This window comes from Nocardia sp. NBC_01327, assembly GCF_035958815.1.
Classification (GTDB): Bacteria; Actinomycetota; Actinomycetes; order Mycobacteriales; family Mycobacteriaceae; genus Nocardia.
This window is the reverse complement of the sequence record NZ_CP108383.1, coordinates 8967291-8994014: the sequence shown is the minus strand read 5'-3', so window position 1 is coordinate 8994014 and position 26724 is coordinate 8967291. Positions and strand designations below refer to the sequence as shown.

Genomic DNA, 26724 nt, shown 5'->3' with positions numbered 1-26724 from the left:
GTGGCCGGGAGTAGGTTCGGGGAAGCAGCAGAATGGAACATATGGAGCAACCTGCCGGCAGTGCCGGGGTCCTCGAATCGAGCGGGCGGTCGGCGAAGCCGGCCGCTTCACCAGGTGGAGCCTTCGCCGACCTGCTGGGTGATGAAGGCAAGGCCAAAGATCTCTGGCGGATGAAGGCCATCGCCACGGCCTTCCTCGCGGCGGCGACCCTGATCTATCTGATCTGCGCGTGGGCGCAATCACGTGGTCACGGTGGCGGCTGGGTCGGCTATGTGCGAGCCGCGTCGGAAGCGGGCATGGTCGGCGCCCTCGCCGACTGGTTCGCGGTGACGGCGCTGTTCCGGCATCCGCTGGGCCTGCCGATCCCGCACACCGCCATCATTCGCAAAAAGAAGGATCAGCTGGGCGCGGGGCTCGGCGATTTCGTGCGCACGAATTTCCTCTCACCCGATGTGGTTGTGGCGAAACTCAATTCCACCCAGATCTCGCTGCGCGTGGGCCGCTGGATGGCGGACCGCGAGCATGCCGAGCGGGTGGCGGAGGAGAGTTCCACCATCCTGCGGGCGGTGATCGGCGCCCTGCGGGACGAGGACGTCGAGCAGATCATCGACCAGACCATCGTCAAACGCATTGCCGAACCGCTCTGGGGTCCGCCCCTGGGCAAGGTTCTCAAGGAGCTGCTGGCCGACAACCGGCAGGCTCCGCTGCTGGATCTGCTGGCCGAGCGCGCCCATCAGTGGGCCCTCGATTCGCAGGAGACCATCGATCGCATCGTGAATCGGGACTCCCCGTCCTGGGCCCCGAAATTCGTGAATTCGCTACTGGCCGAACGTATTTACCGGGAGCTGGTGGAATTCACCTGGAAGGTTCGCACGCAGCCCGATCATGAGGTGCGGATGGCGGCCAATCGTTTTCTCGAGGATTTCGCGCACGATCTGCAATTCGACGACGCCATGATCAAGAAGGCGGAGCGGGTGAAGTCCGAGTTGATGGGCCGCGAGGAGATCACCGGTCTGGCGCACGCGACCTGGCGCGCGGCCAAGCGGCTCATTCTGGAATCGGCGGACGATCCGAATTCGACGCTGCGCCGCAAGGTTGCGGAGAATGTGCAGCAATTGGGTGAGCGGCTCTCGACGGACCAGGGCATGCGCGACAAAGTGGACGGCTGGCTGGAGCGCGGCGTCCGCTATCTGGTCGCCAACTACGGCAGTGAGATCGCCACCCTGGTCAGCGATACCGTTGCCCGGTGGGATGCGGACGAGGCCAGTCGCAAGATCGAATTGGCCGCCGGTCGCGATCTGCAGTTCATCCGCATCAACGGCACGGTCGTCGGCTCGCTGGCCGGGCTTGTGATCTATGCCGTTTCAAATTTGCTGTTCCATGGCTGACGGGTTGCGCTAGCAGAGCGCTTGCAAGAGTTAGCACCCCCCTTTAGAATTGACCGCACAACCGCCGGAAGGTCAGTGATGACACACGATCCCGAGGTTCCCGAAAAGCTCGACGGCACGCAGGCGACGGAATTGTCTGCCACCGACGAACGACCGGGCCGCGTAGCCAACGCGGCGCACGATATCGGGGGCTTCATCCGGGCGCAGCGCGAGATCGCACAGGTCTCCCTGCGTCAGTTGGCTCAACTGGCGGGGGTGAGCAATCCGTATCTCAGCCAGATCGAGCGCGGACTGCGGAACCCGTCCGCCGAGGTATTGGCGCAGATCGCAAAGGGTCTGCGGCTCTCCTCGGAGGTCTTGTACATGCGGGCCGGGTACCTCGAGCAGAGGGCACACGGACCGGTCCGGGATGCACTGCTGGCCGATACGGAAATCACCGAGCGGCAGAAGCAGGTCCTCCTGGACATCTATGAATCGTTCCGCCGGGAAAACGCGGTGAACGAGGACAGAGGGGACGCGACGGACCCGATGGGGGGCGTTCCGGGGGGAAATGAGGGCACAGCCCTCGGGGACAACGAGGTTCCGCACCGAACAACCGAAGTTCCGCCACGCCAGGAGAACGAACAGATATGACCGAAACGAACTTGACCACCACCGTCACCAAGCCGCTCTACGCGACCGTCGGTGCAGGTGACGCCATCTACGCGTCGGTTCTCGACACCGTCGAGAAGGTCCGCACCCGGGCCGCCGCCGTGGACGTCTCCGGCCGCGTCGAAGAGGCCCGCGAGCGCTTCGCCAACCTGCCCGCCGACCTGCAGGAGCAGGTCGAGGTCGTTCGCCAGCGCATCTCCGCGCTGCCGTCCGAACTGCCGGAGGACCTGGCCGAGCTGCGTGAGAAGGCCACCCCCGAGGAGCTGCGCAAGCTCGTCGATCAGTACTACCACCAGCTGATCGACCTCTACGCCGACCTGGCCGCCCGCGGCGAGGAGACCGTCGAGAAGCTGAAGGCCAACCCGACCTTCGAAGAGCGTTTCGAGCAGGTCGAGACCCTGTACACCGACCTGGTCACCCAGGCGCAGGATGTCTTCGGCAAGGTTTCCGACCAGGTCGCCCCGCTGCTGGGTGTCGCCAAGGACGCGGCCGCCGAGGTCGAAGAGGCCGTTGATGCCGAGGTCGTCGCCGTGACCACCGAGGCCGAGCCCGTCGTGCCGGCGCCGGCCAAGAAGGCGCCCGCGAAGAAGGCTCCGGCCAAGAAGGCCGCCGCGCCTGCTGCCAAGAAGTAACGTCGCGCGTTCCCTCTGAACGTGAAACACCCTGTGGCTCCCGCACATTCACTGTGTGGGAGCCACGGTCGTCCCACGGCGGGTGGTTGCCGGAATTGCGAGGTGACCGGCGGTTCCGTCGCCGCGAATCCATCGGAGCGCGGCCGGGCCAATTAGACTGTCGGGGGTGATGGGAATTCCCGGATTCATTTTGTCGGCCTTGTTGCTGTGCGAGCTCGGAATGGTGGTGTTCGCGCTGGTTCATGCGATACGCCAGCGCTCGGATGCCTTCCCGGCCGTGGACAAGCTGACCAAGCCGGTGTGGCTGGCGATTCTGGTCGCCTCGCTCGGTGGATTGCTGCTGACGCGGAACCCGGTGAACATCTTGAGCATTGCCGCGATCGTCGCCACGGGTGTCTATCTGGCCGATGTGCGGCCCAAAGTGGACGAGGTCCAGCGCGGGCCACGCTGGTAGCGCCGACGCCTTCTTCGGCCGTCATTCCCGCTGGTCGGGGGTGGCGGCCGATTTTTTTCCGGTGTCGGGCGCGCCCGTTCCGAGATCCACCGGTCTCCGAAATTAGTGGGTGCTTGCACTAGCTAGCACGCTCCTGGGGGAGTTACTGTATCTAGCAGTAACACAAAGGAGTGTCCTATGCGGGCAACGCTGCCTAATAGAGCGGACCTCACCCAGTGGGTCCGGAACCGGGTGCGAGCGCACCGTGCCGACCTGCGGACTCGGACCTACGCGAATGCGGATCTGAATCCGCCCGCGGGTCCGTACGAGGTCGTTCCCGTCACCACCACCGACGGAGCGCACCTGCGGGTGCATGCCTACGGTCCTGCCGACGGCGATGTCCTCGTGCTGGTGCACGGCTGGACCTGCTGCCTCGAGTACTGGAATCCGCAGATCAACGCCTTCGCCGGCGACTACCGCGTCATCGCCTACGACGTGCGCGGGCACGGTGAGAGCGATCTGGGCACGGCCCCGCTCACCACCGATCTGCTCGCCGACGATCTCGAAGCCGTGCTGGACGCCGCCCTGGCGCCCGGCCGCCGCGCGGTCATCGTGGGCCACAGCCTCGGCGGCATGACGCTGCAGGCCTGGGCCGGGCGGTATCCGGAGCAGGTGCGGCGGCGCGCGCTCGCGGTGCTGCTCACCAATAGTTCTGCGGGACAGCTCATTGCCGAGACCACGGTGCTGCCGTTCTACAACCGCGGCAAGTTGCGGCTGCCGTTCCTGGTGGGGCTGCTCGGTCTGAGCCTGCCCATCGCGTTCCCGCCGATCGCGCCGGTGAAGTGGATATTCCGCCGGCAGGTCATGAGTCTGGATGCGACGGGCGATATCGCCGAATTCGCGCAGAACATCGTGCGGTCCTGCCCGGCGCTGGTGCGCGCGCGGTTCGGCACGCTGCTGTCGCATCTGGATGTGGGGCGCGGTGCGGCGAATCTGACCGTGCCGACCTCCGTCATCGCCGGTTCCGCCGACTTCATGACGCCGGTGGTGCACGCGGAGCGGATCGCCGAATTGCTCACCGAGGCAGGCAGTCTGGATGGTTTTCACATTCTGCCGACCGGTCACCTCGGCAATGTCGAGGCCTACCGGGAGTTCAACGAGGAGCTCGCACGGGTGGCCGGCACGGCGTTCGGAACGGCGCAGCGGGTCGTCGGCGCCTGAATCGGGCGGGTGCTTCTCGCCGCAGTATGTGTCGTAGAACACAGCTATAACCCGAGTTCGGTGCGGCAATGGTGAATGCCGTTGGGGCGGAACGGGTATCCCGGAAGAAGGGCCGCAGGCGGCGGATCGAAAAATATCTGCCGCTTGCACTAGCAAGCACTACAGCTAGCGCGGTAGTGTGCCCTGGAACACAAAGGAGTGCTCATGCTGGTGAAGCTGCCCGAGGCGGGCGCAGACATGGTGACCGCCCCCTTCCGCGCCGGACTCCGGTCCCGCGTCTACGAGACCGCGTCGCTGAATACTCCGCGACCGGCCGACATCATCCCGGTCACCACCCGTGACGGCGCCCGCCTGCGGGTGCACGCCTACGGCCCCGCCGACGGTGAGGTCATCGTGCTGGCGCACGGCTGGTCCTGTGCCATCGAATACTGGAACCCGCAGATCAACGCGTTCGCCGGGGAATACCGGGTGTACGCCTACGATCAGCGCGGCCACGGCGAAAGCGAAAGCGGCCGCAGGGCTTTCGGCGCCGACCAGCTCGCCGACGACTTCTCCGATGTCCTGGACGCGGTGCTGCGCCCCGGTCAGCGCGCGACGCTCGTCGGGCACAGCATGGGCGGCATGACCATTCAGGCGTGGGCACAGCGCTATCCGCACCAGGTCGCGCAGCGGGCCTCCGCGGTACTGCTGGCCACCACCGCGGCGCGGCGAATCCCCAACCGTGCCACCGTGCTTCCGGTCTTCAATGATCTGATTCCGGCGCCGGACTGGCTGTCGCTGGCGCTGTTCGGCACCCCGCTGCCGCTGCCCGGTGGCCGTGCCGTGCGACTGATCGCCAAGCACCGGCTGTGCAATGCCGCCGCGACCGCCGATCAGGTCGATTTCGGTATGTCGATCGTCCGGTCCTGCCGTCCGTCGACCCGCGCCGCGGTCGCCCGCAGCCTGCTGCACCTCGACTTGCACGGCGCCGCAGCTCATTTGACGGTGCCGACCAGCGTGGTCGCCGGTTCCTACGACAAGCTGCTGCCGGAGGAGCACTCCCGCGAAATCGCCGACACCCTGGCCGATTCCGGTTATCTCGACCGCTACCTCATCCTGCCCACCGGACACCTGGTGAACATCGAGGCCGCGGATGCCTTCAATGCCGAACTCGCCCGGGTCATCCGGGCGGGCCGCCGCGGAATGGTCGCCGCCGCGGGCTGAGACCTATTTCCAGAAAAACCGAAGCGCCCCTTCCCCAATGACGTGGAAGGGGCGCTTCGGCTTCGGCGGGGTAGTCGCGTCAGGAGAAGACGACGGTGCGGCGGCCGTGCACCAGAATGCGGCCCTCGAGATGCCAGCGCAGTCCGCGGGCCAGCACCACGCGTTCGATATCGCGCCCTTGGCGCACCATGTCGTGCACGGTGTCGGCGTGATCGATGCGGGTGACGTCCTGTTCGAGAATCGGTCCCGCGTCGAGCTCCGGGGTCACATAGTGGCAGGTCGCGCCGATCAGCTTCACGCCGCGCGCGAAGGCCTGGTGGTACGGGCGCGCGCCCACGAAGGACGGCAGGAAGCTGTGGTGGATATTGAGCGCCTTGCCCGCCCAGTGCTCGCACAGCTCCCGTGGCAGCACCTGCATGAACCGGGCCAGCACCACCGCGTGCGGATCGTGCGCGTCGACCAGTTCGCGCACCTGCTCGAAGGCGGGCCCGCGCTCGGCCGGATCCTTCGGGAACGGCACGTAGTGAAACTTGACGCCGTGTGCCTCGGTCATGCCCGCGAGGTCGGGGTGGTTGCCGATGACGGCCTCGATGGTGGCGGGCAGTTCCCCGCTGCTCGCGCGGCCCAGCAGATCGTGCAGGCAGTGCCCGTCCTTGCTGACCAGCAGCACCGCGCGGCGGCGCTCGCCCGAATCGTGCACCTGCCATTCGGTTTCCGGGCCCAGTTCGCCGGCGACGGTGGTGAACCGATCCCGCAGTTCGTCGAGTCCGAACGGAACAGTGCCGGCTTTGATGGCCTGCCGGGTGAAGAACCAGCCGATATCCGGATCGGAGTGATAGCCGGCCTCCACGATCGACCCGCCGAAATCGGCGATGAACGAGGTGATGCGGGCAATGATGCCGGGACGGTCCGGGCAGCCCAGGGTCAGCACGTAACGACGATCATCGAGGTCGCCAGGGGTGGAGCTCATGGATTGATGATCTCAGCAGCGACGATGCGGCCTCGAGCAGGGGCGAGCTCAGCCGTCGTAGAAGGGGTCGGCGTAGTGGAATTCGCCCTTGATCTCGGGGTCGTAGGCGGTGAGTACGCGGATCTGGAAGTGCGAGGTCCAATCGGACCGGTCGGGCACGATGCCGAGGCGGGGGCCGGGGGCGAAGCCGAAGCGGGGGTAGTAGTCGAGGTGGCCCACGAGGCCGACCAGCGGCTCGTCCAGGGCGTCGGCGGCGCCGAGGACGGCGTGCATGAGGGCGGAGCCGACGCCGTCGGCCTGGGCGTCGGCGCGGACGCCGATCGGGCCGAGGGCGAGCACCGGGAACGGGCCGACGGCCGCGCGGGTGAGGCAGACGTGACCGACGATGTCGTCGTGCAGTTCGGCCACCATGGACAGGGTCGGCATCCAGCCGGAGTGATCACGCAGCCGCCGGACCAGATCGATCTCCGGTGGTTCGGGGCGGGTGGTGGCATGGTCGAACCGATGCCCGCCGCCGGCGTTCGCGTAGTGGTCGGCGAAGGCGCTGCGATGCACCGCGTCGATCGCGGCGAGGTCGCTGGTTCGTTCACGACGGATCAGCACAGGTACGAGTGTGCGTGACAGCGGTGGCGGCCCGCAATGGAATTCGCCACCTGTATGCCAAACTCACCGCTCATGACAGAGATTTCTCGTCGAGACGTGGCCGCGATGATCGACCACACCCTGCTGGCGCCGGAAGCGACCGGTCAGGAAGTCGACGCGCTGATCGAAGAGGCGCGTGAGCTGGGCGTGCTGGCGATCTGCGTCTCGCCGTCCATGCTGCCGGTGCGGGCGCCCGGCCTGGTGGTGGCGACCGTCGCGGGTTTTCCGTCCGGCAAACATCATTCGCTGGTGAAGGGCGCCGAGGCCAGGCTGGCGGTCGATCAGGGCGCGAACGAGGTGGACATGGTGATCGATATCGCCGCCGCCCGCGCCGAGGACTACAACGCGGTGCTCGCCGACATCATCACCGTGCGCGAGTCCATGGGGGACCGGACCGTGCTCAAGGTGATCATCGAATCGGCGGCGCTGAGCGATGCGCAGATCGTGGGCGTGTGCCGGGTCGCCGAACAGGCGGGCGCGAATTTCGTGAAGACCTCCACCGGTTTCCATCCGGCGGGCGGCGCCAGTGCGCACGCGGTGCGGCTGATGGCGGAGACGGTCGGCGGGCGGCTCGGGGTCAAGGCCAGCGGCGGTATCCGCACCGCGGCGGCGGCGGCGGACATGATCGCCGCCGGCGCCACGCGGTTGGGCCTGTCGCGTTCTCGTGAAGTGCTGCAGGGGTTTCCGGCCTGAGCCGGTCGCCGCTCAGCAGGTGATGTTCTGCGTCTTGCCCTTGTCGTCGGTGGTCTGCAGGGTGGTGGGGCCGCCCTGCAGGCTGACCTTCAGCCCGTCCTGGGTGACCGCCACGCCGGTGGGCTTCAACCCCATCGGGTAGGACTGCAGGCTCTGCGTCATGAGATCCACGATGCCCGAGACCAGATCGGTGGGCAGGCCGATGCCGAGGAACGACGCCGACATGGTCTCGACCTCGACCTTGTCGCCGACCACCTTCGGCTTGACCTGCAATTGGGCCAGTCCGCCCAGCACGGTGAAGCTCAGCGTGCCGGCCGAGGGATCGGAGGCGGCCGCGGAAACCAAGCCGCCCAGCGTCTTCACGATGCCGTCATTGCTCCAGGTGACCTGGGCCTCGGAGCTGCCGATGGTGCCGCCGGCCTTGCCGCCGTCCTGCAGTTCGATGTCGTGGAAGGTGGCGTGCACGGTCATGCCGACCGCGGGGCCGAATTTGGTGTCGTCGCTGTCGACCGTCACCGAGCCGACCTTGTTGTCGATCATGGTGAGCAGCATGGGTTTCGCGCCGAACGATACGTCGATCTTGGAGCCCATCTGCTGCTCGAACTGCGAACTGATGCAGTTGCCCACCTTGTTTCGGGCATACGCCTCGCCACCGGCCAGGGCGCCGACCACGACCAGCACCAGCACCAGGCCGATCACGACGAAGAGGGTCCGGCGACTGCGGCGGTTACCGGGCGAACCACCCTGTCCGCCTCCCGCATTCGCGGTGGGCGGCGGTGTGAACGGCGGCTGCTGGGAACCGCCGGGGATCGAGCCCGCGCCCGCCGCATAGGCGGCGGCCTCGCCCGGGCTGAGCGCTTCGGTGCCGTGGTTGCCCAGTACCGCGGTCGGATGAGGGCCGGTGTTGTGCGCTCCGGCCTGCGCGGTTTCGCCCTGCCACCATTCGGCGGGCTGCGCCGCGGGGCCCTGGGCCGCGCCCCGGTCGTGGAGTACCTGAGTGGCGTCGTCGTGCAGCACCTGAGTGGCGTCGGCAGACCCGCCCGCACCCGCCGGATAGGGGGCGCCGCCGATGACCTCGGTCGGAGGTTCACCGGTCGCAGGTGTGCCGGGCTGCTTGCCGAGTTCGGCTGCGCCGCCGGGGATCCCGTAATTGGCAGCGCCGGGGTGTTCGGCCGCGGTGCCGTCCGCGGGTTCCGCGCCGGTTTCCGAGGGGACGTTCTTGGCGTCGCCCGAGGTGGGGTTCGAACTCATGGCCGCGATTCTTCCCGAGCTTTCTGTGTGAGTTCTGTGCTTCTCATGAGGTGTCGGCACACACCCGGCGGAATGTGACATAACACACAGGTGGTCGGCGTAGCCTGAGTGCATGGCTGGGATTCCCGCAGCGGAGCCGGACCCGGAACACGGCTGGCAGGCGCTACAAGAGTTGGCCGGACGGCATGCCGGGTATTTCACCACCCGTCAGGTGCTGCACACGGGGTGTGAGTCCCATATCCGGGACGGGTTGCGGGACGGTTCGGTGGTCCGGGCGGGCGTGGGTCTGCTGCGCCTCGGGCGCTGGCCGGACGGGCCGCTCGACGAGTACGCCATGTGGTCGGCCTGGTTCGACGGTGCGGCCGCCGTATCCCATCACAGTGCCGCTGAACTGCACGGACTCGGACGGCTGCGGCCGCGCTTCGTGCATATGTCGGCGCGGATCGGCCGCTTCCCGCTCTCACCCCGCCTGGTGGTGCTGCGGCGGAGTTTCGCCCGCAAGGATGTGGAGTCGGCGGGCACGTTCCTGGTGACGACGCCGCTGCGCACCGTGCTGGATCTGGCCGAGGCCGGGATCGGGCAGACGGCGCTCGACGAGGTCGTCGCCGATGCGGTGGCCATTCATCGCTGTGCGCGCGCCGAAATCCGTTCCGCCAGTACGGCACTCCCGCCCGTGACCGCCGCCCGGCTGCACCGCGCTCTCACTCGTGTCTGAATTCCGCCGGTGTGCCCCGCGGATTATGCGCCCGTTCTGCGACGTTCGAGTTTTGCGCGGCCCTGTTTCGTGGCAGGGTGACTGACCATGGGGATGGTCCGCGATGGCATGTGGGATCTGGCTTTTCCACCCGGACCGCCCGAGCGAATGGCGGAGATGGTGTCGGCGGCGGTGGTCGCGGACGCCGTGCGGCGCTATGACGCCGATCTCGCGCAATCGGTGGAGACCAGCCGGGATTGGCGGCACGGGCATCGCCGCGTCTTCCGGGGCATGACCGCGCTGGCGGTGAGCTCGCCCCGGGTATCGCTCGGAATCGCCGCCGACGGGCTGCATTCGGTGCGCACGGTGCTGCGCTTCGCCGCCGGGCGCACCGTCACCTCGCTGGAGGACGCCGATATGTCGGCGCCCGGCAAGGGGGCGGGGCTCGGTACCGATACGGTCACCGGAACCGCCACGGCGGCAGCACGACTGGAGGTGCCCTGGCGCGGGCGGGTGCTGGCCGAGGACGAATTGCGGCGGCAATTGGTCGAATGGGAAGACGGCGGCATCTTCGAACCGGGTTTCGTGGCCGCGGTGCAGCGCGTGATCGACCATCCGGAGTGGTTGCGGCTGCCCGGATTCCGGATGACGGTGGTCGGTGCGGCGGCGGAGCTGAGCCCGCTGCGGCCGCTGCTGGCCTGGGGCGCCGAGGTGCTCGCGGTGGACCGGCCCGGACGGGCGCGGTGGGATCGGCTGCGCGCACAGGCGCGCGCCGGGGCCGGGGCCATGTCCTTTCCGACGGCGGCCGGCGGTCCGGGTGTGGATATCACCAGATACCTTCCGGCGCTGACACACTGGATCGCCGCGCACACCGACGCGCGTCCGGCGCTCGGCCTGTACGCGGGTCTGCCCGGGGCGGCCGGGCTGCGCATTGCCGCGGCCTCCGATGTGCTCGCCGAAGCCCTGCTGCGCAAGCATCCGGACGCCGCACTCGCACTGCTCGGCTCGCCGACCGACTGCTACGCCGTCCCGGAATCGATCGTGCTCGCCGCACGGGAACAGCTGGACCGCCGCGGAATTCGCGGCACCACCCAGGATGTGCTGCACCGGCTGGCCCCGAACTCGCTGTACCGCTTGAACTATCTGCGCCCGGTCCTCGATGCGGAGGGCGCGCGCTGGGGCCTGTTCGACAACCTGCCGTACCTCGGCGGCCCGGATTACGCCCTCGCCCAGCGTCTCCCACGCTGGCGTGCGGTGCTCGCCCACTCGACCAGCCACACCGTCTCCTACACCGTGGCCCCGCCCACCTGGAACTCCGCGGTCCACGAAAACCCCTGGCGCGCCGCCGCATACCGCGCCGCCACCCACTTCGGCATCGAGGTCTTCGAAGCCGCGACCGCCCGCGTACTACTGGCCGCCAAGCTGGTCGCGGACCTGATGACGCCGGTGGAGTCACCCGCAGCCACGCCCGAGACCGCCGACGGCGTGAACAGAACTGCCGACGGCTCGAGCGGAACTGCCGACGGCTCGAGTGGAACTGCCGAGGGCCCAAGGAATCCGGAGACGCTGTTCACCGACGGTGCGGCCCACGGCGGTCTCTGGCGGCAACCCTTCACCCCCCGCTCCCTCCTGGCCCCCGCCGCGGTATCCGGCTCCCTGCAAGCACTTCGGGACCGAGTCGGCTCCGCCCTCGACCTCGACGACTGATCAGCCCCCCTGGTGGGGGAGGGGTGCGACGGCTGACCAGGGAATCGTCAGTTGGTTGTCGCGGAGGCGGCGGCGCTGGGGGCGGAGGGGGAAACCCTGCCGGCGCAACAGGTCTGCGGCGTGGCGCCAGCGGGCTCGGGGGCCGTAGGGGGCGAGGGGGGCGGCGTGGGACCAGGCGCGGTCGGCGGCGGTGAGCAGGGTGTGGATGGGTTCGCCGGGGATATTGCGGTGGATGAGGGCCTTGGGGAGGCGTTCGGCGAGGTCCGAGGGTTCCTCGACGGTGAAGGGGTCCCAGGCCAGGGTGAGGGTGCGGGGGCCGGTGCGGTCCAGCAGGATCCAGGCGCAGCGGCGGCCGAGTTCATCGCAGGTGCCGTCGAGCAGCAGGCCGCCGGGGGCGAGGCCGGACAGGATGGTCGACCAGGCCTCGGGGACAGCCGATTCCGGGTATTGGCGCAGCACATTGAAGGCGCGCACCAGGATCGGCCGCAGTCCGGCCAATTCGAAACCGCCGCGGGCGAACACGACCCCGTCCTGTCCGGGGACAACCCGCTCCGGATCGATTTCCAGGCCGACCACGCGCAGATCCGCGCGCACGGTGCGCAGTCGCGCCGCCATTTCCAGGGTGGTGACGGGACTCGCGCCGTAGCCGAGGTCGACTACGAGCGGATCGTCCGCATTCAGCAATCGTTCGGCGACCGTCGCATCGTGCGCGAGCCATCGATCCCCGCGGCGCAGCCGGTTGATGCCGGTGGTGCCGCGGGTGATGGTGCCGATCGGTTTGATCAGCCGACGGGGTGCTGCTGATCCAGCCAGAGCTTCGTCACCTCGGCCTCGGCTCGGAACAGGTCGATCAGGTTCACCAGCATGAGCTGTTCGAGCTTGCGTCCGAGGAACGGGAGCTGCACGTGCGCCTCCGAGGAGGTGCGCAGGGTGCAGCCGGTATCGGTGGGGAACAGCCGCATGGTGCCGTTCAGGGTGCCCGGCCCGCCGGGCATGAAAGTGGTGTATTCGCCGGTCACCTCGGGTCCGAAGGCCCCGTACCTCTCGGTGCGGGTGATCACCATGTCCTTGCGCATGACGGCCTGTGCGAGGTCTGGCAGGCTCTCTCGCGGCAGCACGTGGCGGGTTTCCACCTCGATGCCGGAATCACCGGATTCGAGGCGGACGAGGTCGTTGGGGGAGTGTTTACGCATCTCCTCGATCCGCGCGTCCCAGAGGTCGCGGTTCATGAGCGCCGCGTACACCTCTTTGGTGGTGTGCAGCGGATAGCGCGCGGAATAGTCGAGTCGGCGGGGCACGATCGGTCAGGTTACTGCCGTGCGGGCCGTGTCAGTGCGAACTCAGCCAATTGTCGGTGAACTCGGCCTCGCGGGCGAGCAGTTCGGTGAGGTGTTCCTGGATGGCGGCTTCGATCTTGCGGCCGAAGAGCGGGATCTTCACCTCGATCACGGCGTCCACCACGTAATCGGAGCCGGTGCCCGAATCGCTGACGGTCAGGGTGCCGTTCACGCTGGCCGGTACGCCGTCCACGCGCGCTTCGACGGTGCCGCCGCTGCCGTTCCAGGTCTCGGTGCGCGGAATCACCAGATCGCCCGGGCGCACCGCGGTGACCTGAGCGGGCAGTTCGGAGGCCGGAATCGCCTGGATCATCTCCACCCGTACCTGGTCGCCGGAAATGGAGAGCGATTCGATGCGGGCATTGGGCCCGCCGACGGCCTCGATCCGGTCCTTCCAGTACTGCTCGTTCGAGAAGGCAGCGCGCACGGCGGCGGTGGAATGGGTCGAGTGCCCAGTGAAGGCCAGAGGTGTCGCCATGGTCGGACAGGCTACCGTCTGTGCCTGTGCGTACAACTGGGGTGGTGTCCTTCGACGACGTGCGGGACCGGCTCGCCGGGACCGGCGCGAGCCTGCGGGCCGCGGTGCCGCTGGCCGAGCTGACGACCCTGCGGGTGGGCGGACCCGCGATCGTCGCGGAGTGCGCGAGCACCGAATCGCTGGTGGCGACCGTGCGGGAGCTCGATGCGGCGGGAATTCCGGTGCTGCTCATCGCCGGTGGCTCCAATCTGCTGATCGCCGACGCGGGTTTCCCGGGCGTGGTCGTCCGCATAGCCACGACCTCCGTCGAGATCGGCGACGGCTTCCTGACCGCGGCGGCGGGCGCGAATTGGGATGCGGTGGTGGCGACTTCGGTCGAGGCGGGCTACGGCGGTCTCGAATGCCTGTCCGGCATACCGGGTTCCGCCGGGGCCACTCCGGTGCAGAACGTCGGCGCGTATGGCGTCGAGGTCGCCTCGCTGCTGCGCCGGGTGCAGTTGTTCGATCGGGCGAGCGGCGAGATCCGCTGGGCCGAACCGGGCGAGCTCGGATTCGGCTATCGCACTTCGGTGTTGAAGCACAGTGCGGCCGCGGTGGTGCTGGCGGTCGAATTCGCGCTGCGTGGCGACGGTTCCAGCGCACCGCTGGGCTATCGGGAGCTGGCGGCCGCACTGGGTGCGCAGGAGGGCGAATCGCGTCCGGCCGCGCCGGTGCGGGCCGAGGTGCTGCGGCTGCGGGCGAGCAAGGGCATGGTGCTCGATCCGGGCGACCACGACACCTGGAGTGCCGGATCGTTCTTCACGAATCCGGTGGTTCCGGACCGCGACGCGGCGGCGGTGCGTGAGGCGATCGCCACACATGTCGGTCCCGATGTGGCGGTGCCCACCTGGCCGGTCGAGGGCGGGGTGAAGTTCTCCGCGGGTTGGCTCATCGAGCGCGCCGGGTTCGCCAAGGGCTATCCGGACGCGGCGGCTCCGGCGCGGCTGTCCACCAAACACACTTTGGCACTGACAAATCGGGGCGCGGCCTCCGCGGAAGACCTGGCGGTATTGGCGCGGACAGTTCGCCAGGGAGTTGCTGAACGGTTCCGAATCCACCTCGAACCGGAACCTGTCACAGTGGGAGTCACGCTGTAGGGGTGGCGGGGACCACGGTTTCGGCGGCTGGAGGTGTCGGTTTGCCCAGGTAACCTCGAGCGGGTGAGCAATCGAGGATTCCCGGTCCGGCGGGCAGCCGCTGTCATGGCCGCGCTGCTGGCGGTGGTGGCGCTGGTGGCCGGATGCACGTCCGACAAGGGCGGCGGCACCCCCGACAAGCCGGCCGTTCCCGCCGCCAAGGTGACCACAACCCCTGGTGACGGCACACAGAACGTCAACCCCACCGCCCCGGTCTCGGTCTCGGTGACCCAGGGCCGCATCGATCAGGTGGCGCTGACCAACCCGAACGGCAAGCAGGTCACCGGCGAGCTCGCCCCCGACCACAGCAAGTTCACCGTGACCGAGCCGCTCGGCTACGGGGTCACCTACAGCTGGTCCGGTACCGCGACCGGTACCGATGGCAAGCCGGTGCCGATCGAATCCAAATTCACCACCGTCACCCCCAAGAACCAGGTATCGGCGACGATCAATATCGCCGACAACCAGGAGGTCGGCATTGCCGCGCCGATCATCCTGCAGTTCAACTCGCATATCGACAACAAGGCCGCGGTCGAGAAGGACCTGACCGTCACCACCACCCCCGCTGTGGAGGGTTCGTGGGCCTGGCTGCCCGATTCCAACGGCGGCTCCCGCGCGCACTGGCGGCCGCGTGAGTACTGGCAGCCCGGCACCACCGTGCACGTGGGCGCCAAGCTCTACGGCCTCGATATGGGCGAGGGCGCCTTCGGCACCGCCGATATCACCTCCGACTTCAAGATCGGCCGTTCGCAGATCGTGCGGGCCGTGGCCACCAGCCACCGCATGCAGGTGATCCGCGACGGGCAGACCGTGGTCGATATCCCGGTCAGCTACGGCGAGGGCAATGAGGATCGCAATGTGACCCGCTCCGGCATCCACGTGGTGACCGAGAAGTACGAGGATTTCATCATGTCGAACCCGCCGTTCTACACCAATGCGCGCGAGCGCTGGGCGGTGCGCATCTCCAATAACGGCGAGTTCATCCACGCGAACCCGGAATCGATTTCCGCACAGGGCAATTCCAATGTCACCAACGGCTGCATCAACCTCAGCCCGAGTGATGCCCAGGCCTTCTTTCCGACCGCCCTCTACGGCGATCCGGTGGAGGTGACCGGCACCCGCATCAATCTCTCCGCGGCGGACGGCGACCTCTACGACTGGACCATCGACTGGGATACCTGGAAGAGCATGTCGGCGCTGCAGGCCGATCCGGCCACCGTGGTCTCCGCGGCTCCGGTCGCCCCGCAGGCGCCCGGCGGCGCCGCCCCGACCACGCCGGGCGCTCGCTGACCTCCGAGAGTTACCGGACGACCCGATAGTCACCGAACGGCGCAGGCGCTCCACCGGGAGCGCCTGCGCCGCTTCCGTCTGCGCACCGGGATATCGCGAGGTGCGAAGCCCCGGGAATGGCACTAATCTGCGTCGGAGGGAGCATTGCGGAAGGCTGGACGGTGGTTGCGAGTACGTCGGCAACAACGGCAACGGATTTCGGGCGGCCGCTGAGCCCTTCGGAACGCTGGTTCTGGATCATCGACCGGATCTCCCCGTCGAATTGCACCGCGCGGGTGCGCGTGCACGGCCGGCTCACCGTCGAGCAGCTGGAATGCGCGGCAGCGGCGCTCACCGCCGAATACCCACTGTTGCGCGCGGGCGTGGTGGACGCCGGCGCCGGCGACCCGCATCTGATGCCCCTGCCCGATCCTCGAATACCGGTGCGGCAGTTGCTGTCCGACGATCCGAAGACGTGGCGGCGGGAGATCGACGCGGAGTTGATCGATCCGTTCGATACTCGGGCCGGATTGGCGCGCATTGCCGATATCGTGCAGCGGCCGGGGACTGTCGCCGAGCAGCACGACCTGATTCTGACCGTCTCGCACATCATTCTCGACGGGCGGTCGCTGATGACCGTGCTGCGCAAGCTCATCCAGTACGCCGCGTCCGAGCGCTCTGACAACCGCGCAGGTATTCGGAGCCGGGCGGCGTTCCCGCCCGCCGATGACCTGATTCCCGCTGGGGCGCGGGGAGTGTGGCGCTACGTGTATTCGACGCTGTTCGATCAGGCGGCGGCGCTGGTGCTGCGGCCCCGGCGCGTGGGCGGCGGCACTCCGGTCGGGCTGCTGGAGCGGCGGACGCGGGTCGTGTACCGGACGGTGGCGGCCGAGCCGCTGGCCGCCCTGGTGGCCGACTGCCGCTGGGCCGGGGTCACGGTGCACGGGGTGCTGGCCGCGGCGGTGGCGCGGGCGATCGGGGACAGCGTGCGGCCGAAGGGGAGCGGGGTGGCCGGGATCGGCTCACCGGTGGACTTCCGGCCGCTGCTGCGGCCGCGACCGGATGCCGAGGAGCTGGGCGTGTACGCCCCGGTGCTGGCCGGATTCGTGCGGTTCGGACCGGGTGAATCATTGTGGGCGGCAGCACGATCGGTGAACCGGCAGGTGGAGCGCGGCATTCGGCAGCGGCGGCACCTGTCGACGGTGGCGGGTATGCGATTCGGCACGCCGCGCACCGTGGAATCCGGTCGGCGCATTGTCGATATGGTGGATCGGCGCGCACCGTGGAATGTGTCGGTCACCAATCTGGGGCGCATCGATTTCCCGGAAGAGGTTGGCGCCTGGCAGCTTTCGGGACTCACGCTGACGGCGTCGAACTCCTGCGTCAGCGCGGTCACGGTGGCGATCGTGACCGCGCACGGGGAAATGCGCATCGGATTCTGCTATGTCGACGGAATGCTGACGGAGCCGGAGAAATTCGCCGATCAGGTTCTCGCGGAACTGATTTCCCGCCCCGACCCGGAATCTCGCATCAGCTGAGCCGTTTTTCGAGCAGGGTGCGCAGGGCGGCGCGATCGGGTTTGCTGGTGCGGCCGCCGACGGGAATCTCGTCCACCACGACGATATCGTCGGGGAGCGCGGAAATATCGATGAGCGCGGGCAATTCGCGCCGCAGCCGGGCCGCGAGATCACCGCTCCCGGGATCGGCCACCACGGCGAGCACAATGCGCTCATCGCCGATCTCATCCGGAATGCCGACCATGATCGCCTGGCGCACGCCCGCCACGGCATTGATCGCCGGTTCGTAGAGTCCGGGATAGATATTGGTCTTGCCGCGCAACATCATGTCCTTCTTGCGGCCCATGAGCACCAGGGTGCCGCCGTCGAAGCGGGCGATATCGCCGGTGCGGATTTCCGGCAGCGGCGGCTCACCGAGATAGCCCTGGCACAGATTGGGTCCGGAGAGGATGAGTTCGCCGTCCTCGGCGATTTTCGCGGTGACACCGTGGACAGGCTCGCCCAGCGGATCACCCGCGCCGGAGAATTCCAGTTTGGCACTGCCGGAAGTGACTGCCACCGGCAGGATTTCGGTCATACCGTAGATGGCAAGGAATTCGCACTCCGGCAGTGCCCGCCGGGCCCGTCGCAGCAGCGCGGTCGTCACCGGCGCGCCGCCCAGGGAGATCTCCCGCAGCCCCGCGGGCGCGTTCCGCCGCCCGGATTCGATCGCCGTCAGCACGACCGCCAGATCGGCGGGCGTGAAGAACGCGTCGGTCGCGCCGTCGAGCGAGCGCGCGAATGCCAGCGGGTCGATATGGGTTCCGAAGCGCGGATAGCGCGGCATGGACCACTGCGCGCCCGTGAGTAGCGCGGGCAGCCCCATCATCAGCTGTTCGGTGTGCAGATGTCTGCCGGGGCCGAGCCGACTGCGCCCGGCCATGGCGGCCAGGCCGGCGCCGAGCGAACCTCGGGTGTGCACCACGGCTTTCGGCGCGGCGGTGGTACCGGAGGTGAAGACGATCAGCGCCTCGGAATCCGGATCGGCGACCGCGGCGGAAGAATGCGCCGCCACCGCCGCATCGTCGAGCAGCCGGCGCAGCGGGATCGACGCCGGCGGGGTGCCCGGCAGCCGCGGACCGCTGTGTATGTGCCGCACCGGCAGCCTGCCGAAATCGGGGAGCGACAGACCCAGCGTGCGGCCGATCCGCCGCAGCGGTCCACTCAGCAGGTACAGCAGCGATTCCGTTGCCGCCCAGGCGGGTTGCACCAGCTCGATGCGCCGGGCGAACAGTTCCGGCCCGACACCCGGGTCGACGAAGACGATGGTCCCGCCCGCCGCCATGGTCCCGAAAATGAGCACAACGGCGTCCACACACGGGCGAATGGAGAACAGCATACGGTCACCCGGCCGGAATCCGCTGTGCCACAGCCGTTCCGCGACCGCGGTAATGCGGTCGTCGAGCTCCGCGAAGGTCAGCGGCCGTGCGCCGATCATGCCGAGCGCGGCCGCATCGGGCTTGCGCCGCACCTGTTCCCGGAACAGGTGCAGGAAGTCGGTGCTCACCGAATATCCACCAGCTCCGGTTTGTAGCGATGATCGGCGTACCAGGCCAGGGTTTTGCGCACGCCCCAGGCGCGGACGCGGCGATTGGAGCCGTACACGCGGACGTCGCGGCGCAGGCCGTATTCGGTGGTGAGCATGCGCACGGCATTCACCAGTGCGCGGTCCTCGTGCAGATCCTCGATGGCGGTGCGCGGGAATCCGCCTGCGGCTTCGTACAATTCGGCGGTAATGGCCATATTGCAGCCTGGCGTCATCACATACGGTCCCAGATAGCGGGGGTCCCGATTTCCGGGCCGGAATTTGCCGAAGGTGGAGGCGACCTCCAGGACCACCCGGATGATGGTGCGGTCGCGCCAGCTCACGCCCTCGTCGGTGCGGGGGATGAGCTGACCGCTGATCAGCTGTAGCCCGGAATCGAAGGCGGCATGGATGCGCGCCGTCCAGTCGGGATACGGCAGGCAGTCGGCATCGGTGCGGGCCAGCCGGACGCCTCCGGCCGCTATGGCATAGCGCATACCGGTGTCGGCGGCGGCGCCGGTTCCCTTTCGGCTCTCGGTGACGATTTCGATGCGCAGTTCGGGGTGCATGCGGGCGAAATCGCGCACCACCGATGCGGTGCCGTCGGTGGAATCATTGTCCACGACGACCAGGATGAAGTCCCGGTCCTGTTGTGCGGCAAGAGCTTCCAGCGTTCTGGTAATACCGTGAACTTCATTGTATGCGGGCACGATCACCCAGAGTTCGCTCATCGAAATTCCCTCCGGGACCCGATTATGCCGCAGCTTGCCCGCGGTTGCCGGGGACGGTAGCAGCGCGCACAATCCCGGTATGAAATTTCACCGATTCACATCCTGTGAGGTGAAGTGATGTTCGATGCCGCGACCCGTCACGAGCTCACCCTGCTCGCCGCGGGCCAGCCCTGGCTGCCCGCCGTCCTGCTCGCCGGCCGGGCCGCCACACCCATTCGCAAGGTCCCGAAACTCGGCTGGTTCGTGGCCGATCCGCTGGTGGCGCGGCAGATCTACAACGACAGCACGCACTTCAGCATTGTCTCCGAGGGTGCGGCCGGGCACTGGTGGGCACAGGTCATCGGCGACTGGGTGGAACCGCTCTTCGAAGGTGCGGGCCATACCGAACTGCGCGCCAAAACTCGCGACCTCTTCACCGCGGCTCATACGGATGCGCTGGTGGACGGCGTGCTCGGCGCGGCGCTCAAACAGCTCACCGAGGATCTGGCCGCCGGTAAGACCGTGGATATCGCCGAACGGGCCCGGGTTCTGGTCGGGCGCAGCGTCTCCGATCTGGTCGGCATGGCGCCGGAGGACATCTCCGCGACCTTCGCCGGCGAGGGCCGCAATTCCGGTGACGATCCGGACGAGCCGTTTCGCATCCTCTTCGAGCACGTCGAAGAACTGGTGAACCTGGCCATGGGCACCATGGCCTCGACCACGCTCGACCCCGTGGCGGTGGATCGCGCCCGCACGCTCGTCGGCAAGCTCTCCAGCTCCGTCCCCGCCGCCTACGCGCGCGCCGACGGCTCGACCACGCTCGGCCGCTGCCGTGAACTCGGGTTGGCGCAGGATCACGCGTCCGGTCTGGCCATGCTCATGGCGGTCGCGGGCACCGACACCCTGGCCAGTGCCATGAGCCGCATGGTCGCCCTGCTGCACGACAGCGGCGACCAGCGGGCGCTGCTGGCCGCGCCGGAGCGCACTCCCGACGCGGTCCGCGAAACCCTGCGGGTCACCAGTCCGGCGTACCTGGTCGGCCGCTCCGTCACCGCCGATGTGGAAATCGCGGGCCGCCAACTGATTGCGGGCGAACACGTCAAAATCCTGACCTGGTCCATCAACAATGCGGCGGGTAATTTCAGCATCCACCGCGACTACAACCCCGAAACCCGCCAGCTCTGGTTCGGCGGCGGCCGGCACCTCTGCCTGGGCGCACAGCTCGTCCATTCGGAGCTGACGGCACTGCTCGAGGCGCTGACCGCCAACGGCCGCCCGTGGGAAATCGTCGAACGGCATTACCGCAGAAAAGTTTTCATCCCGACCTACGAGACACTGCGGATTCGTCTGACCGACTAGCTGCGGCGGGCGAAGCGGCCGGCTTCGGCCTGATCGCGGGGCTTCACGACGATGGTGTCGAGGTTGACGTGGGGCGGGCGGGAGGCGACGAAGCCGACGATCTCGGCGATATCGGTGGCCAGCAGCGGGTCGATGCCCTCGTAGACCTTGGCGGCGCGGTCGGCGTCGCCGTCGAAGCGGACCAGGGAGAATTCGGTTTCGACTGCGCCGGGGGCGATTTCGGTGAGGCGCACCGGTTGTCCGAGCAGTTCGCCGCGCAGGGTGCGGTGCAGCACCGCCTGGGCGTGCTTGGCGGAGGTGTAGCCGGAACCGTTGTCGTAGTGGACGAATGCCGCCACCGAGGTGATGGTGACGATCAAGCCGTCGCCGGACGCGATGAGCTTCGGCAGCAGCGCCTTCGTGAGGCGCAGCGTGCCGAGCACATTGGTCTCCCACATCCAGCGCCAGTCGTCCAGATCGGCGTCGGCGACCGAGGCCAAACCCTTTGCGCCACCGGCATTGTTGACCAGAATGTGCACCTCGCCGATCGCCTCGGTGAAGGCCCGCACCGACTCGTCGTCGGTCACGTCCAGCGGCAGTGCCGTCCCGCCGATCTCCGCGGCCAGCTGCTCCAGCCGATCGACCCGCCGCGCGCCCACCACCACGTGGTACCCCTGCTTCGCGAGTTCCCGGGCAGTAGCCTCCCCGATCCCCGAACTGGCCCCGGTCACGACAGCGGTACGAATGCTCATGCTCAGAGCCTAAACACGGCGTGTCCGCCGCGCCCCGCCGAGGTTCCGCCGTGGCGAGATGGGCGGTGCGATCCCCCTGCTCCGACCATGCATCCGCCGCGTGACTGCTTTTGCGTCAGGGTGAGCGCTACGCCCCCGTTCCCATTTGTGTCAGGGGAGCGCGAGTCCCGCAGCGGCGGGCGCGAGAGTCCGGCACCCCCTGCCGGTTAGCCTGGCGGGTATGGCGATTCGGGAAGTAGTCAGCGCGGACGGCACCACCATCGTTTACCGGGTCACCGGTCCGGAGGGTGCGCGGCCGCTGGTGCTGCTGCACGGCTGGTCCGGAAATCTGCGGTGCTGGGGTCGGGCCGCGGACGATCTGGCCGGGCGATTCCGGGTGATCGCGCTGGATCTGCGCGGCCACGGCTACTCCGACGCCCCCGAGGCCGGATACGACGACCCGAAGAACTGGGCCGCCGACGTGGCCGCCGTGCTGGCCGCGGAGGGCATCGCAGACGGCGCGGTGCTGCTCGGCTGGTCCTACGGCGGCATCGTGCTCAGCGACTATCTGGCCGCCTACGGCACCGGCGCGGTCGCGGGCGTCGTCTACACCGGTTCGCAGGCGGGCATCGGCAAGGGCGTCCCGGGCGCGCAGCCGGGCCCGGCCATGCAGAAGGCCATTCCCGATGTCTTCGAGGAGAGCGCCGGTCGCGCCATGCGCGGTTTCGGGGCGTTCGGCAGTGCCAATACCGGGCCCGGCCGGGACAAGGGCGGCGATGCCCAGCGGCTGTTCGGCGGCAGCCTGGCCACCCTGCCGCGGGTGCGCAAGGCGCTGTTCTACCGCACCGTCGACAACACCGAAACCCTGCGCACGCTGGACGTTCCGGTCTTCGTCATGCACGGCACCGCCGATCCGGTGGTCGAGGTCGCGAACGGCCGCTACATCGCGGAGACCGCCCCGAACGCGAGCACGTCCTACTGGGAGGGCGCGCAGCACGGGCTGTTCGTCGAGGACCCCGAACGCTTTGTCACAGAGCTCACGGAATTCATCGAATCCCTGGGCTGACCGGGTGCTTTCCTGTGAGCAGGGTCACTTCGTAGGGTAACCCACGTTTCTCCGTCTACCCGCGGCGTGCACACTGGTGTAGTGAGTCAACGTTCCGACCTACGGCCCAATCGGATTGCCGTGCTGTCGGTACATACCTCCCCCCTCGCCCAACCGGGCACCGGCGATGCCGGCGGTATGAATGTGTACGTCCTGCAGACGGCCATCGAACTGGCCCGCCGCGGCACCCAGGTGGAGATCTTCACCCGCGCCACCTCCTCCAATGACGAACCCCTTGTCGAGGCCGCCCCCGGCGTGCTGGTCCGCAATGTGGTCGCCGGTCCGTTCGAGGGCCTGGACAAACACGATCTGCCCACCCAGCTGTGCCCGTTCGCGGCCGAGGTACTGCGGCAGGAGGCCCGGCACCTGCCCGGCCACTACGACCTCATCCACTCCAACTACTGGCTCTCCGGCCAGGTCGGCTGGCTGGCGCGCGACCGCTGGCGGGTGCCCATGGTGCACACCGCGCACACGCTCGCCGCGGTGAAGAACCTCTACCTCGCTGAGGGCGATACCCCGGAACCGGCCGCCCGCGTGATCGGTGAGAAGCAGATCGTCGCGGAGTCCGACCGCCTGGTCGCCAATACCGCCGAGGAAGCGCGGCAGCTGGTCGAGCTGTATGGCGCGGACCCCGAGCACATCGATGTGGTGCTGCCCGGCGCGGATCTGACCCGCTACCGTCCCGGCGACCGCGCGGCCGCCCGTGCCGAACTGGGCCTGCCCGACAATGAGCGGATCGTGGCCTTCGTGGGCCGCATCCAGCCGCTCAAGGCGCCCGATGTGCTCGTGCGCGCCGCCGCACAGATGCTGGCCGATGAGGACGCGCGCTCCGGGATGGATGCCGCGCGACCGCTGCGGGTGCTGATCGTCGGCGGTCCGTCCGGCACCGGCCTGGAACGCCCGGACGCACTGATCGAATTGGCTTCCGCGCTCGGCATTTCCGATCGTGTCACCTTCCTGCCGCCGCAGCCGCCGCACCGCCTGGTGCAGGTGTACCGCGCGGCCGATCTGGTGGCCGTGCCCAGCTACAACGAATCCTTCGGCCTGGTCGCCATCGAGGCGCAGGCCAGCGGCACTCCGGTGCTGGCCGCCGATGTGGGCGGACTGGGCACCGCGGTGCAGGACGGCGCCACCGGGCTGCTGGTGCCCAGCCATCGGACCGCCGATTGGGCTGCGGCACTGCGTCTTCTGCTCGACAACCCCACTCGCCTGGAGCAGATGGGCGTGGCGGCGGTCGAGCACGCCTCCAATTTCTCCTGGGCGCACACGGCCGACGGGCTGCTGGACAGCTATTCCGCCGCTCTCGCCCAGTCGCGCACCGGGCGCGCGCGCACCGGTAGCGTGCATGCGGACAGCAATCACGCTAGATCGCTGGCGCTCTGGCGGCGGCGGATGGGAGTCGTACGCCGATGAGCGAAGCCGCACAGGGTGATACCGCCGGTGCCACCGCGCAGCTGATCGACGACACCCTGCGGGATCGCGAGATCGAGTACACCCGCGAGGCCGATGGCACGTTCGTGGTGATCCTGCCGGGCGAGCGGAAGCTCAAGACCGCGCTCGGCGTCACCGTCGGCAAGCACGGCATTCGGATGGAGTCCTTCGTCTGCCGCAAGCCCGACGAGAACTTCGAAGGCGTCTACAAATTCCTGCTGCGCCGTAATCGCCGCCTCTACGGGGTGGCGTACACGCTGGACAATGTCGGTGACATCTATCTGGTCGGCCGCATGTCCACCCACGCCGTCACGCCCGATGAACTCGACCGCTGGTTCGGTCAGGTGCTCGAGGCCGTGGACGCCGATTTCAATACCCTGCTCGAGCTCGGTTTCGCGGAATCCATTCGCAGGGAATGGAAATGGCGGGTCTCGCGCGGCGAATCGCTGAAGAATCTGCGCGCGTTCGAACACCTCGTGGACGACGACGACAAGGCCGGCAAGGTTTAGCCTCCGGACGGCGGACCGCCGACGCGGCCGCCGTCATCGTCTGTGCAGCACCCGGATCGAAGGAGACCGACGGCCCATGGTGGCGTTGGCATTGGATATCGGCGCGACGAAATTCGCTGCGGGCATTGTGGATTCGCAGGGCGCCGTGCCCTCGTCCGAGCGCATACAGGTTCCCGCGGCCGAGGTCTGGCAGGCCTGCCGCGACCTCCTGCTGCGCGTGGCCGGTGACGAGCGGGTGACCGCGGTCGGCATCGGCGCGGCGGGGCCGGTGGATGTGCGCGCCGGTTCGACCGGCCCGCTCAATATTCCGGAGTGGGCCGGCGGTTTCGGCATTGTGGCGGCGGTGCGGGAGTTGTTCCCGGAGGCCACTGTTCGCTTCGCCATCGACGGCGTCTGCCTGGCCCTGGCGGAACAGCGCTGGGGCGCGGCCCGCGGCATCCCGGACGTGCTCGCGCTGACGGTGTCCTCCGGCATCGGCGGCGGCATCATCTCCGAGGGCCGAGTCCTTATGGGGCGCACCGGAAATGCCGGGCACATCGGTCATATCGTGGTTCCCGGCAGTGCGGAACCCTGCGCCTGCGGCGGCTTCGGCTGTGTGGAGGCGGTGGCCAGCGGGCCGTCGTCCGTGCGCTGGGCGCGCAGGCAGGGGTGGACCGGCAGCACCGGCATCGAATTATCGGAATCCGCCCGGGCCGGTGGCGGTCTCGCCCGCGCCGCGCTGGAGCGTGCCGGTACCGCGCTGGGCACCGCTATCGCCTCCGCCGCCGCGCTGCTGGATACCGATCTCGTGGTCGTCGGCGGCGGTTTCGCGCAATCGGGCGACCTGCTGTGGCGGCCCCTGCTCGACGCGGCCGCGGCGCACGCCCGCCTGGTGTTCGTGCGTGAACTCCGGGTGGTCCCCTCGGAGCTCACCGATCAGGCGACCCTCGCCGGCGCCGCCCTGCTCGCACTCCAGCCCTGACTGTTGGCGCTCCAGCCCTGATTCGCGTGTCGGGAAAATAGGTTCGGTGTGTCGCGCGATGCTGCCACTACGGTGGCGGACGTGGGGCTAATCGAATTCGAGCCGGGCGACGTCGTCTACGTTCCGGAGGGACCGTTCAGTGGCATCTGCGCGGTGGTGCAGGAGGTCGACTCCGCCCGCTCCGAACTACGGGTCGAAGTGGCGGTGGGGGAGCAGCGGCACGGACTGACCATGACATTCGACGAGGTGGAGTGGGCCTGACCGGGCCCGCAGGGCCGGAGCCGACGGCGAACCGGCGCGTGGAAAGATGACCCCCATGACGTACACCCTCGTGCTGCTGCGCCACGGCGAGAGCGAATGGAATGCCCTCAACCTGTTCACCGGCTGGGTGGATGTCCGGCTGACGGAAAAGGGTGTCGCCGAAGGCAAGCGTGCCGGTGAATTGCTGGCCGAGGCCGGAATTCTCCCGGATATCGTCTACACCTCGCTGCTGCGGCGTGCGATCAGCACCGCGAACAATGCGCTGGATGCCTGTGACCGCCATTGGATTCCGGTCGTCCGGGATTGGCGGCTCAACGAGCGGCACTACGGTGCGCTGCAGGGTAAGGACAAGGCGCAGACCAAGGCCGAGTACGGCGATGAGCAGTTCATGCTGTGGCGTCGCAGCTACGACACCCCGCCGCCGCCCATCGAGACCGGCAGCGAGTACAGCCAGGACGGCGACCCGCGCTACGCCGATATCGAGGTGCCGCTGACGGAATGCCTCAAGGATGTCGTCGCCCGCATGGTGCCGTACTGGGAGGACACCATCGCCCAGGATGTGCGCGCAGGTAAGACGGTTCTTGTTGCGGCGCACGGTAATTCGCTGCGGGCGCTGGTGAAGCACCTGGAGGGCATCTCCGACGAGGATATTGCCGGGCTGAACATTCCCACCGGAATTCCGCTCAAGTACGAGCTGGACGAGAACCTGTTGCCGCTCGGCCCGGGCGTCTATCTCGACCCGGAGGCGGCGGCCGCTGGCGCTGCCGCGGTGGCGAATCAGGGCGCCAAGTAAGCCTGGAACCAGTAATAAGCGCAACGCGCTGTGGCCGAATTACTCGGCTACAGCGCGTTT

At 68.2% G+C, this 26724-nt stretch carries 28 protein-coding genes; 19 read left to right on the top strand and 9 right to left on the bottom strand.

What is annotated here, in order from left to right; genetic code table 11:
* Window positions 1-41 precede the first annotated feature (41 nt).
* The 6 genes from OG326_RS41225 to OG326_RS41200 all read left to right on the top strand — a co-directional run bounded on the left by OG326_RS41225 (window position 42) and on the right by OG326_RS41200 (window position 5528).
* Entirely contained in the window at window positions 42-1388 is a 1347-nt protein-coding gene (locus OG326_RS41225) for a DUF445 domain-containing protein (RefSeq protein ID WP_442790890.1), read from the top strand.
* 78 nt (window positions 1389-1466) lie between these two features.
* The gene (locus OG326_RS41220) at window positions 1467-2021 is read left to right on the top strand and encodes a helix-turn-helix domain-containing protein (protein ID WP_327142488.1); all 555 of its coding nucleotides are present in this window, start codon (window positions 1467-1469) and stop codon (window positions 2019-2021) included.
* The gene (locus OG326_RS41215) at window positions 2018-2671 is read left to right on the top strand and encodes a heparin-binding hemagglutinin (protein ID WP_327142487.1); all 654 of its coding nucleotides are present in this window, start codon (window positions 2018-2020) and stop codon (window positions 2669-2671) included. The genes OG326_RS41220 and OG326_RS41215 overlap by 4 nt, the downstream gene beginning before the upstream one ends.
* A gap of 157 nt (window positions 2672-2828) precedes the next feature.
* Complete coding sequence (locus OG326_RS41210; RefSeq protein ID WP_442791102.1) at window positions 2829-3125, top strand: DUF2516 family protein; 297 nt, start codon at window positions 2829-2831, stop codon at window positions 3123-3125.
* Between the two features lie 177 nt (window positions 3126-3302).
* Entirely contained in the window at window positions 3303-4325 is a 1023-nt protein-coding gene (locus OG326_RS41205; protein ID WP_327142486.1) for an alpha/beta fold hydrolase, read from the top strand.
* A 204-nt stretch (window positions 4326-4529) separates the two neighbouring features.
* On the top strand, window positions 4530-5528 hold the full coding sequence (locus OG326_RS41200) for an alpha/beta fold hydrolase (protein ID WP_327142485.1): 999 nt from the start codon (window positions 4530-4532) through the stop codon (window positions 5526-5528).
* 79 nt (window positions 5529-5607) lie between these two features.
* Here OG326_RS41200 and purU read toward each other — a convergent pair whose 3' ends face one another.
* Entirely contained in the window at window positions 5608-6498 is an 891-nt protein-coding gene (gene purU, locus OG326_RS41195; protein ID WP_327142484.1) for a formyltetrahydrofolate deformylase, read from the bottom strand.
* 48 nt (window positions 6499-6546) lie between these two features.
* The gene (locus OG326_RS41190; RefSeq protein ID WP_327142483.1) at window positions 6547-7101 is read right to left on the bottom strand and encodes a GNAT family N-acetyltransferase; all 555 of its coding nucleotides are present in this window, start codon (window positions 7099-7101) and stop codon (window positions 6547-6549) included.
* 72 nt (window positions 7102-7173) lie between these two features.
* On the opposite strand from OG326_RS41190, the gene deoC reads away from it, so the two are divergent.
* Window positions 7174-7833, top strand: a complete 660-nt coding sequence (deoC, locus tag OG326_RS41185) for a deoxyribose-phosphate aldolase (RefSeq protein WP_327142482.1) — start codon at window positions 7174-7176, stop codon at window positions 7831-7833.
* 12 nt (window positions 7834-7845) lie between these two features.
* On the opposite strand, the gene OG326_RS41180 is transcribed toward deoC, so the two are convergent.
* A complete protein-coding gene (locus OG326_RS41180) occupies window positions 7846-9084 on the bottom strand; it encodes an LmeA family phospholipid-binding protein (RefSeq protein WP_327142481.1) in 1239 nt (412 codons plus the stop codon).
* A gap of 112 nt (window positions 9085-9196) precedes the next feature.
* Here OG326_RS41180 and OG326_RS41175 point away from each other — a divergent pair, with 112 nt between their 5' ends.
* Both OG326_RS41175 and OG326_RS41170 read left to right on the top strand, forming a co-directional pair.
* A complete protein-coding gene (locus tag OG326_RS41175; protein WP_327142480.1) occupies window positions 9197-9799 on the top strand; it encodes a type IV toxin-antitoxin system AbiEi family antitoxin domain-containing protein in 603 nt (200 codons plus the stop codon).
* A gap of 87 nt (window positions 9800-9886) precedes the next feature.
* Window positions 9887-11485 (top strand): hypothetical protein, encoded by a 1599-nt coding sequence (locus OG326_RS41170; protein ID WP_327142479.1) that lies wholly within the window; start codon window positions 9887-9889, stop codon window positions 11483-11485.
* Here OG326_RS41170 and OG326_RS41165 read toward each other — a convergent pair whose 3' ends face one another.
* The 3 genes from OG326_RS41165 to OG326_RS41155 are packed head-to-tail and all read right to left on the bottom strand — an operon-like array spanning window position 11486 to window position 13300.
* The gene (locus tag OG326_RS41165; RefSeq protein ID WP_442791101.1) at window positions 11486-12271 is read right to left on the bottom strand and encodes a class I SAM-dependent methyltransferase; all 786 of its coding nucleotides are present in this window, start codon (window positions 12269-12271) and stop codon (window positions 11486-11488) included.
* A complete protein-coding gene (locus OG326_RS41160) occupies window positions 12268-12783 on the bottom strand; it encodes a DUF2505 domain-containing protein (protein ID WP_327142478.1) in 516 nt (171 codons plus the stop codon). The genes OG326_RS41165 and OG326_RS41160 overlap by 4 nt, the downstream gene beginning before the upstream one ends.
* Window positions 12784-12814: 31 nt before the next feature.
* A complete protein-coding gene (locus OG326_RS41155) occupies window positions 12815-13300 on the bottom strand; it encodes a DUF2505 domain-containing protein (protein WP_327142477.1) in 486 nt (161 codons plus the stop codon).
* 92 nt (window positions 13301-13392) lie between these two features.
* On the opposite strand from OG326_RS41155, the gene OG326_RS41150 reads away from it, so the two are divergent.
* The 3 genes from OG326_RS41150 (at window position 13393) to OG326_RS41140 (ending at window position 17282) form a co-directional block, all read left to right on the top strand.
* Complete coding sequence (locus OG326_RS41150; RefSeq protein ID WP_327146762.1) at window positions 13393-14436, top strand: UDP-N-acetylmuramate dehydrogenase; 1044 nt, start codon at window positions 13393-13395, stop codon at window positions 14434-14436.
* 105 nt (window positions 14437-14541) lie between these two features.
* A complete protein-coding gene (locus tag OG326_RS41145; RefSeq protein WP_327146761.1) occupies window positions 14542-15765 on the top strand; it encodes a L,D-transpeptidase in 1224 nt (407 codons plus the stop codon).
* 161 nt (window positions 15766-15926) lie between these two features.
* Entirely contained in the window at window positions 15927-17282 is a 1356-nt protein-coding gene (locus OG326_RS41140) for a phthiocerol/phthiodiolone dimycocerosyl transferase family protein (protein ID WP_327142476.1), read from the top strand.
* On the opposite strand, the gene OG326_RS41135 is transcribed toward OG326_RS41140, so the two are convergent.
* The gene (locus OG326_RS41135; RefSeq protein ID WP_327142475.1) at window positions 17275-18807 is read right to left on the bottom strand and encodes a class I adenylate-forming enzyme family protein; all 1533 of its coding nucleotides are present in this window, start codon (window positions 18805-18807) and stop codon (window positions 17275-17277) included. The genes OG326_RS41140 and OG326_RS41135 overlap by 8 nt on opposite strands.
* Window positions 18804-19556: a glycosyltransferase family 2 protein gene (locus tag OG326_RS41130; RefSeq protein ID WP_327142474.1), complete on the bottom strand. Its 753-nt coding sequence runs from the start codon at window positions 19554-19556 to the stop codon at window positions 18804-18806. The genes OG326_RS41135 and OG326_RS41130 overlap by 4 nt, the downstream gene beginning before the upstream one ends.
* A gap of 117 nt (window positions 19557-19673) precedes the next feature.
* Between OG326_RS41130 and OG326_RS41125 the strand changes: the two genes are divergently transcribed.
* Window positions 19674-20894 carry a cytochrome P450 gene (locus OG326_RS41125; protein WP_327142473.1) on the top strand — a complete coding sequence of 407 codons (1221 nt, stop codon included), beginning with the start codon at window positions 19674-19676 and terminating at the stop codon, window positions 20892-20894.
* Here OG326_RS41125 and OG326_RS41120 read toward each other — a convergent pair.
* On the bottom strand, window positions 20891-21625 hold the full coding sequence (locus OG326_RS41120; protein ID WP_327142472.1) for an SDR family NAD(P)-dependent oxidoreductase: 735 nt from the start codon (window positions 21623-21625) through the stop codon (window positions 20891-20893). The two genes, OG326_RS41125 and OG326_RS41120, sit on opposite strands and share 4 nt — an antisense overlap.
* 220 nt (window positions 21626-21845) lie before the next feature.
* On the opposite strand from OG326_RS41120, the gene OG326_RS41115 reads away from it, so the two are divergent.
* The 6 genes from OG326_RS41115 (at window position 21846) to OG326_RS41090 (ending at window position 26664) form a co-directional block, all read left to right on the top strand.
* Window positions 21846-22670: an alpha/beta fold hydrolase gene (locus tag OG326_RS41115; RefSeq protein WP_327142471.1), complete on the top strand. Its 825-nt coding sequence runs from the start codon at window positions 21846-21848 to the stop codon at window positions 22668-22670.
* 81 nt (window positions 22671-22751) lie between these two features.
* Window positions 22752-24122, top strand: coding sequence for a D-inositol-3-phosphate glycosyltransferase (gene mshA / locus OG326_RS41110; protein WP_327142470.1), 1371 nt, complete (start codon window positions 22752-22754; stop codon window positions 24120-24122).
* Window positions 24119-24649, top strand: coding sequence for a YbjN domain-containing protein (locus tag OG326_RS41105; protein WP_327142469.1), 531 nt, complete (start codon window positions 24119-24121; stop codon window positions 24647-24649). Before mshA ends, OG326_RS41105 begins: the two co-directional genes overlap by 4 nt.
* Before the next feature lie 76 nt (window positions 24650-24725).
* A complete protein-coding gene (locus tag OG326_RS41100) occupies window positions 24726-25610 on the top strand; it encodes an ROK family protein (RefSeq protein ID WP_327142468.1) in 885 nt (294 codons plus the stop codon).
* 81 nt (window positions 25611-25691) lie between these two features.
* Window positions 25692-25871, top strand: coding sequence for a hypothetical protein (locus OG326_RS41095; RefSeq protein WP_327142467.1), 180 nt, complete (start codon window positions 25692-25694; stop codon window positions 25869-25871).
* 55 nt (window positions 25872-25926) lie between these two features.
* Entirely contained in the window at window positions 25927-26664 is a 738-nt protein-coding gene (locus OG326_RS41090; protein WP_327142466.1) for a phosphoglyceromutase, read from the top strand.
* Window positions 26665-26724: the final 60 nt, after the last annotated feature.

Excerpts from the sequence above, each read along its gene's own strand:
- OG326_RS41090 (WP_327142466.1), top strand. The coding sequence starts at position 25,927 with ATGACGTACACCCTCGTGCTGCTGCGCCACGGCGAGAGCGAATGGAAT.
- OG326_RS41220 (WP_327142488.1), top strand. The coding sequence starts at position 1,467 with ATGACACACGATCCCGAGGTTCCCGAAAAGCTCGACGGCACGCAGGCG.
- OG326_RS41100 (WP_327142468.1), top strand. The coding sequence starts at position 24,726 with ATGGTGGCGTTGGCATTGGATATCGGCGCGACGAAATTCGCTGCGGGC.
- OG326_RS41105 (WP_327142469.1), top strand. The coding sequence starts at position 24,119 with ATGAGCGAAGCCGCACAGGGTGATACCGCCGGTGCCACCGCGCAGCTG.
- OG326_RS41145 (WP_327146761.1), top strand. The coding sequence starts at position 14,542 with ATGGCCGCGCTGCTGGCGGTGGTGGCGCTGGTGGCCGGATGCACGTCC.
- OG326_RS41120 (WP_327142472.1), bottom strand. The coding sequence starts at position 21,625 with ATGAGCATTCGTACCGCTGTCGTGACCGGGGCCAGTTCGGGGATCGGG.
- OG326_RS41205 (WP_327142486.1), top strand. The coding sequence starts at position 3,303 with ATGCGGGCAACGCTGCCTAATAGAGCGGACCTCACCCAGTGGGTCCGG.
- purU (WP_327142484.1), bottom strand. The coding sequence starts at position 6,498 with ATGAGCTCCACCCCTGGCGACCTCGATGATCGTCGTTACGTGCTGACC.
- OG326_RS41180 (WP_327142481.1), bottom strand. The coding sequence starts at position 9,084 with ATGAGTTCGAACCCCACCTCGGGCGACGCCAAGAACGTCCCCTCGGAA.
- OG326_RS41155 (WP_327142477.1), bottom strand. The coding sequence starts at position 13,300 with ATGGCGACACCTCTGGCCTTCACTGGGCACTCGACCCATTCCACCGCC.
- OG326_RS41115 (WP_327142471.1), top strand. The coding sequence starts at position 21,846 with ATGGCGATTCGGGAAGTAGTCAGCGCGGACGGCACCACCATCGTTTAC.
- deoC (WP_327142482.1), top strand. The coding sequence starts at position 7,174 with ATGACAGAGATTTCTCGTCGAGACGTGGCCGCGATGATCGACCACACC.
- OG326_RS41215 (WP_327142487.1), top strand. The coding sequence starts at position 2,018 with ATGACCGAAACGAACTTGACCACCACCGTCACCAAGCCGCTCTACGCG.
- OG326_RS41200 (WP_327142485.1), top strand. The coding sequence starts at position 4,530 with ATGCTGGTGAAGCTGCCCGAGGCGGGCGCAGACATGGTGACCGCCCCC.
- OG326_RS41225 (WP_442790890.1), top strand. The coding sequence starts at position 42 with ATGGAGCAACCTGCCGGCAGTGCCGGGGTCCTCGAATCGAGCGGGCGG.
- OG326_RS41170 (WP_327142479.1), top strand. The coding sequence starts at position 9,887 with ATGGGGATGGTCCGCGATGGCATGTGGGATCTGGCTTTTCCACCCGGA.
- OG326_RS41175 (WP_327142480.1), top strand. The coding sequence starts at position 9,197 with ATGGCTGGGATTCCCGCAGCGGAGCCGGACCCGGAACACGGCTGGCAG.
- OG326_RS41125 (WP_327142473.1), top strand. The coding sequence starts at position 19,674 with ATGTTCGATGCCGCGACCCGTCACGAGCTCACCCTGCTCGCCGCGGGC.
- OG326_RS41130 (WP_327142474.1), bottom strand. The coding sequence starts at position 19,556 with ATGAGCGAACTCTGGGTGATCGTGCCCGCATACAATGAAGTTCACGGT.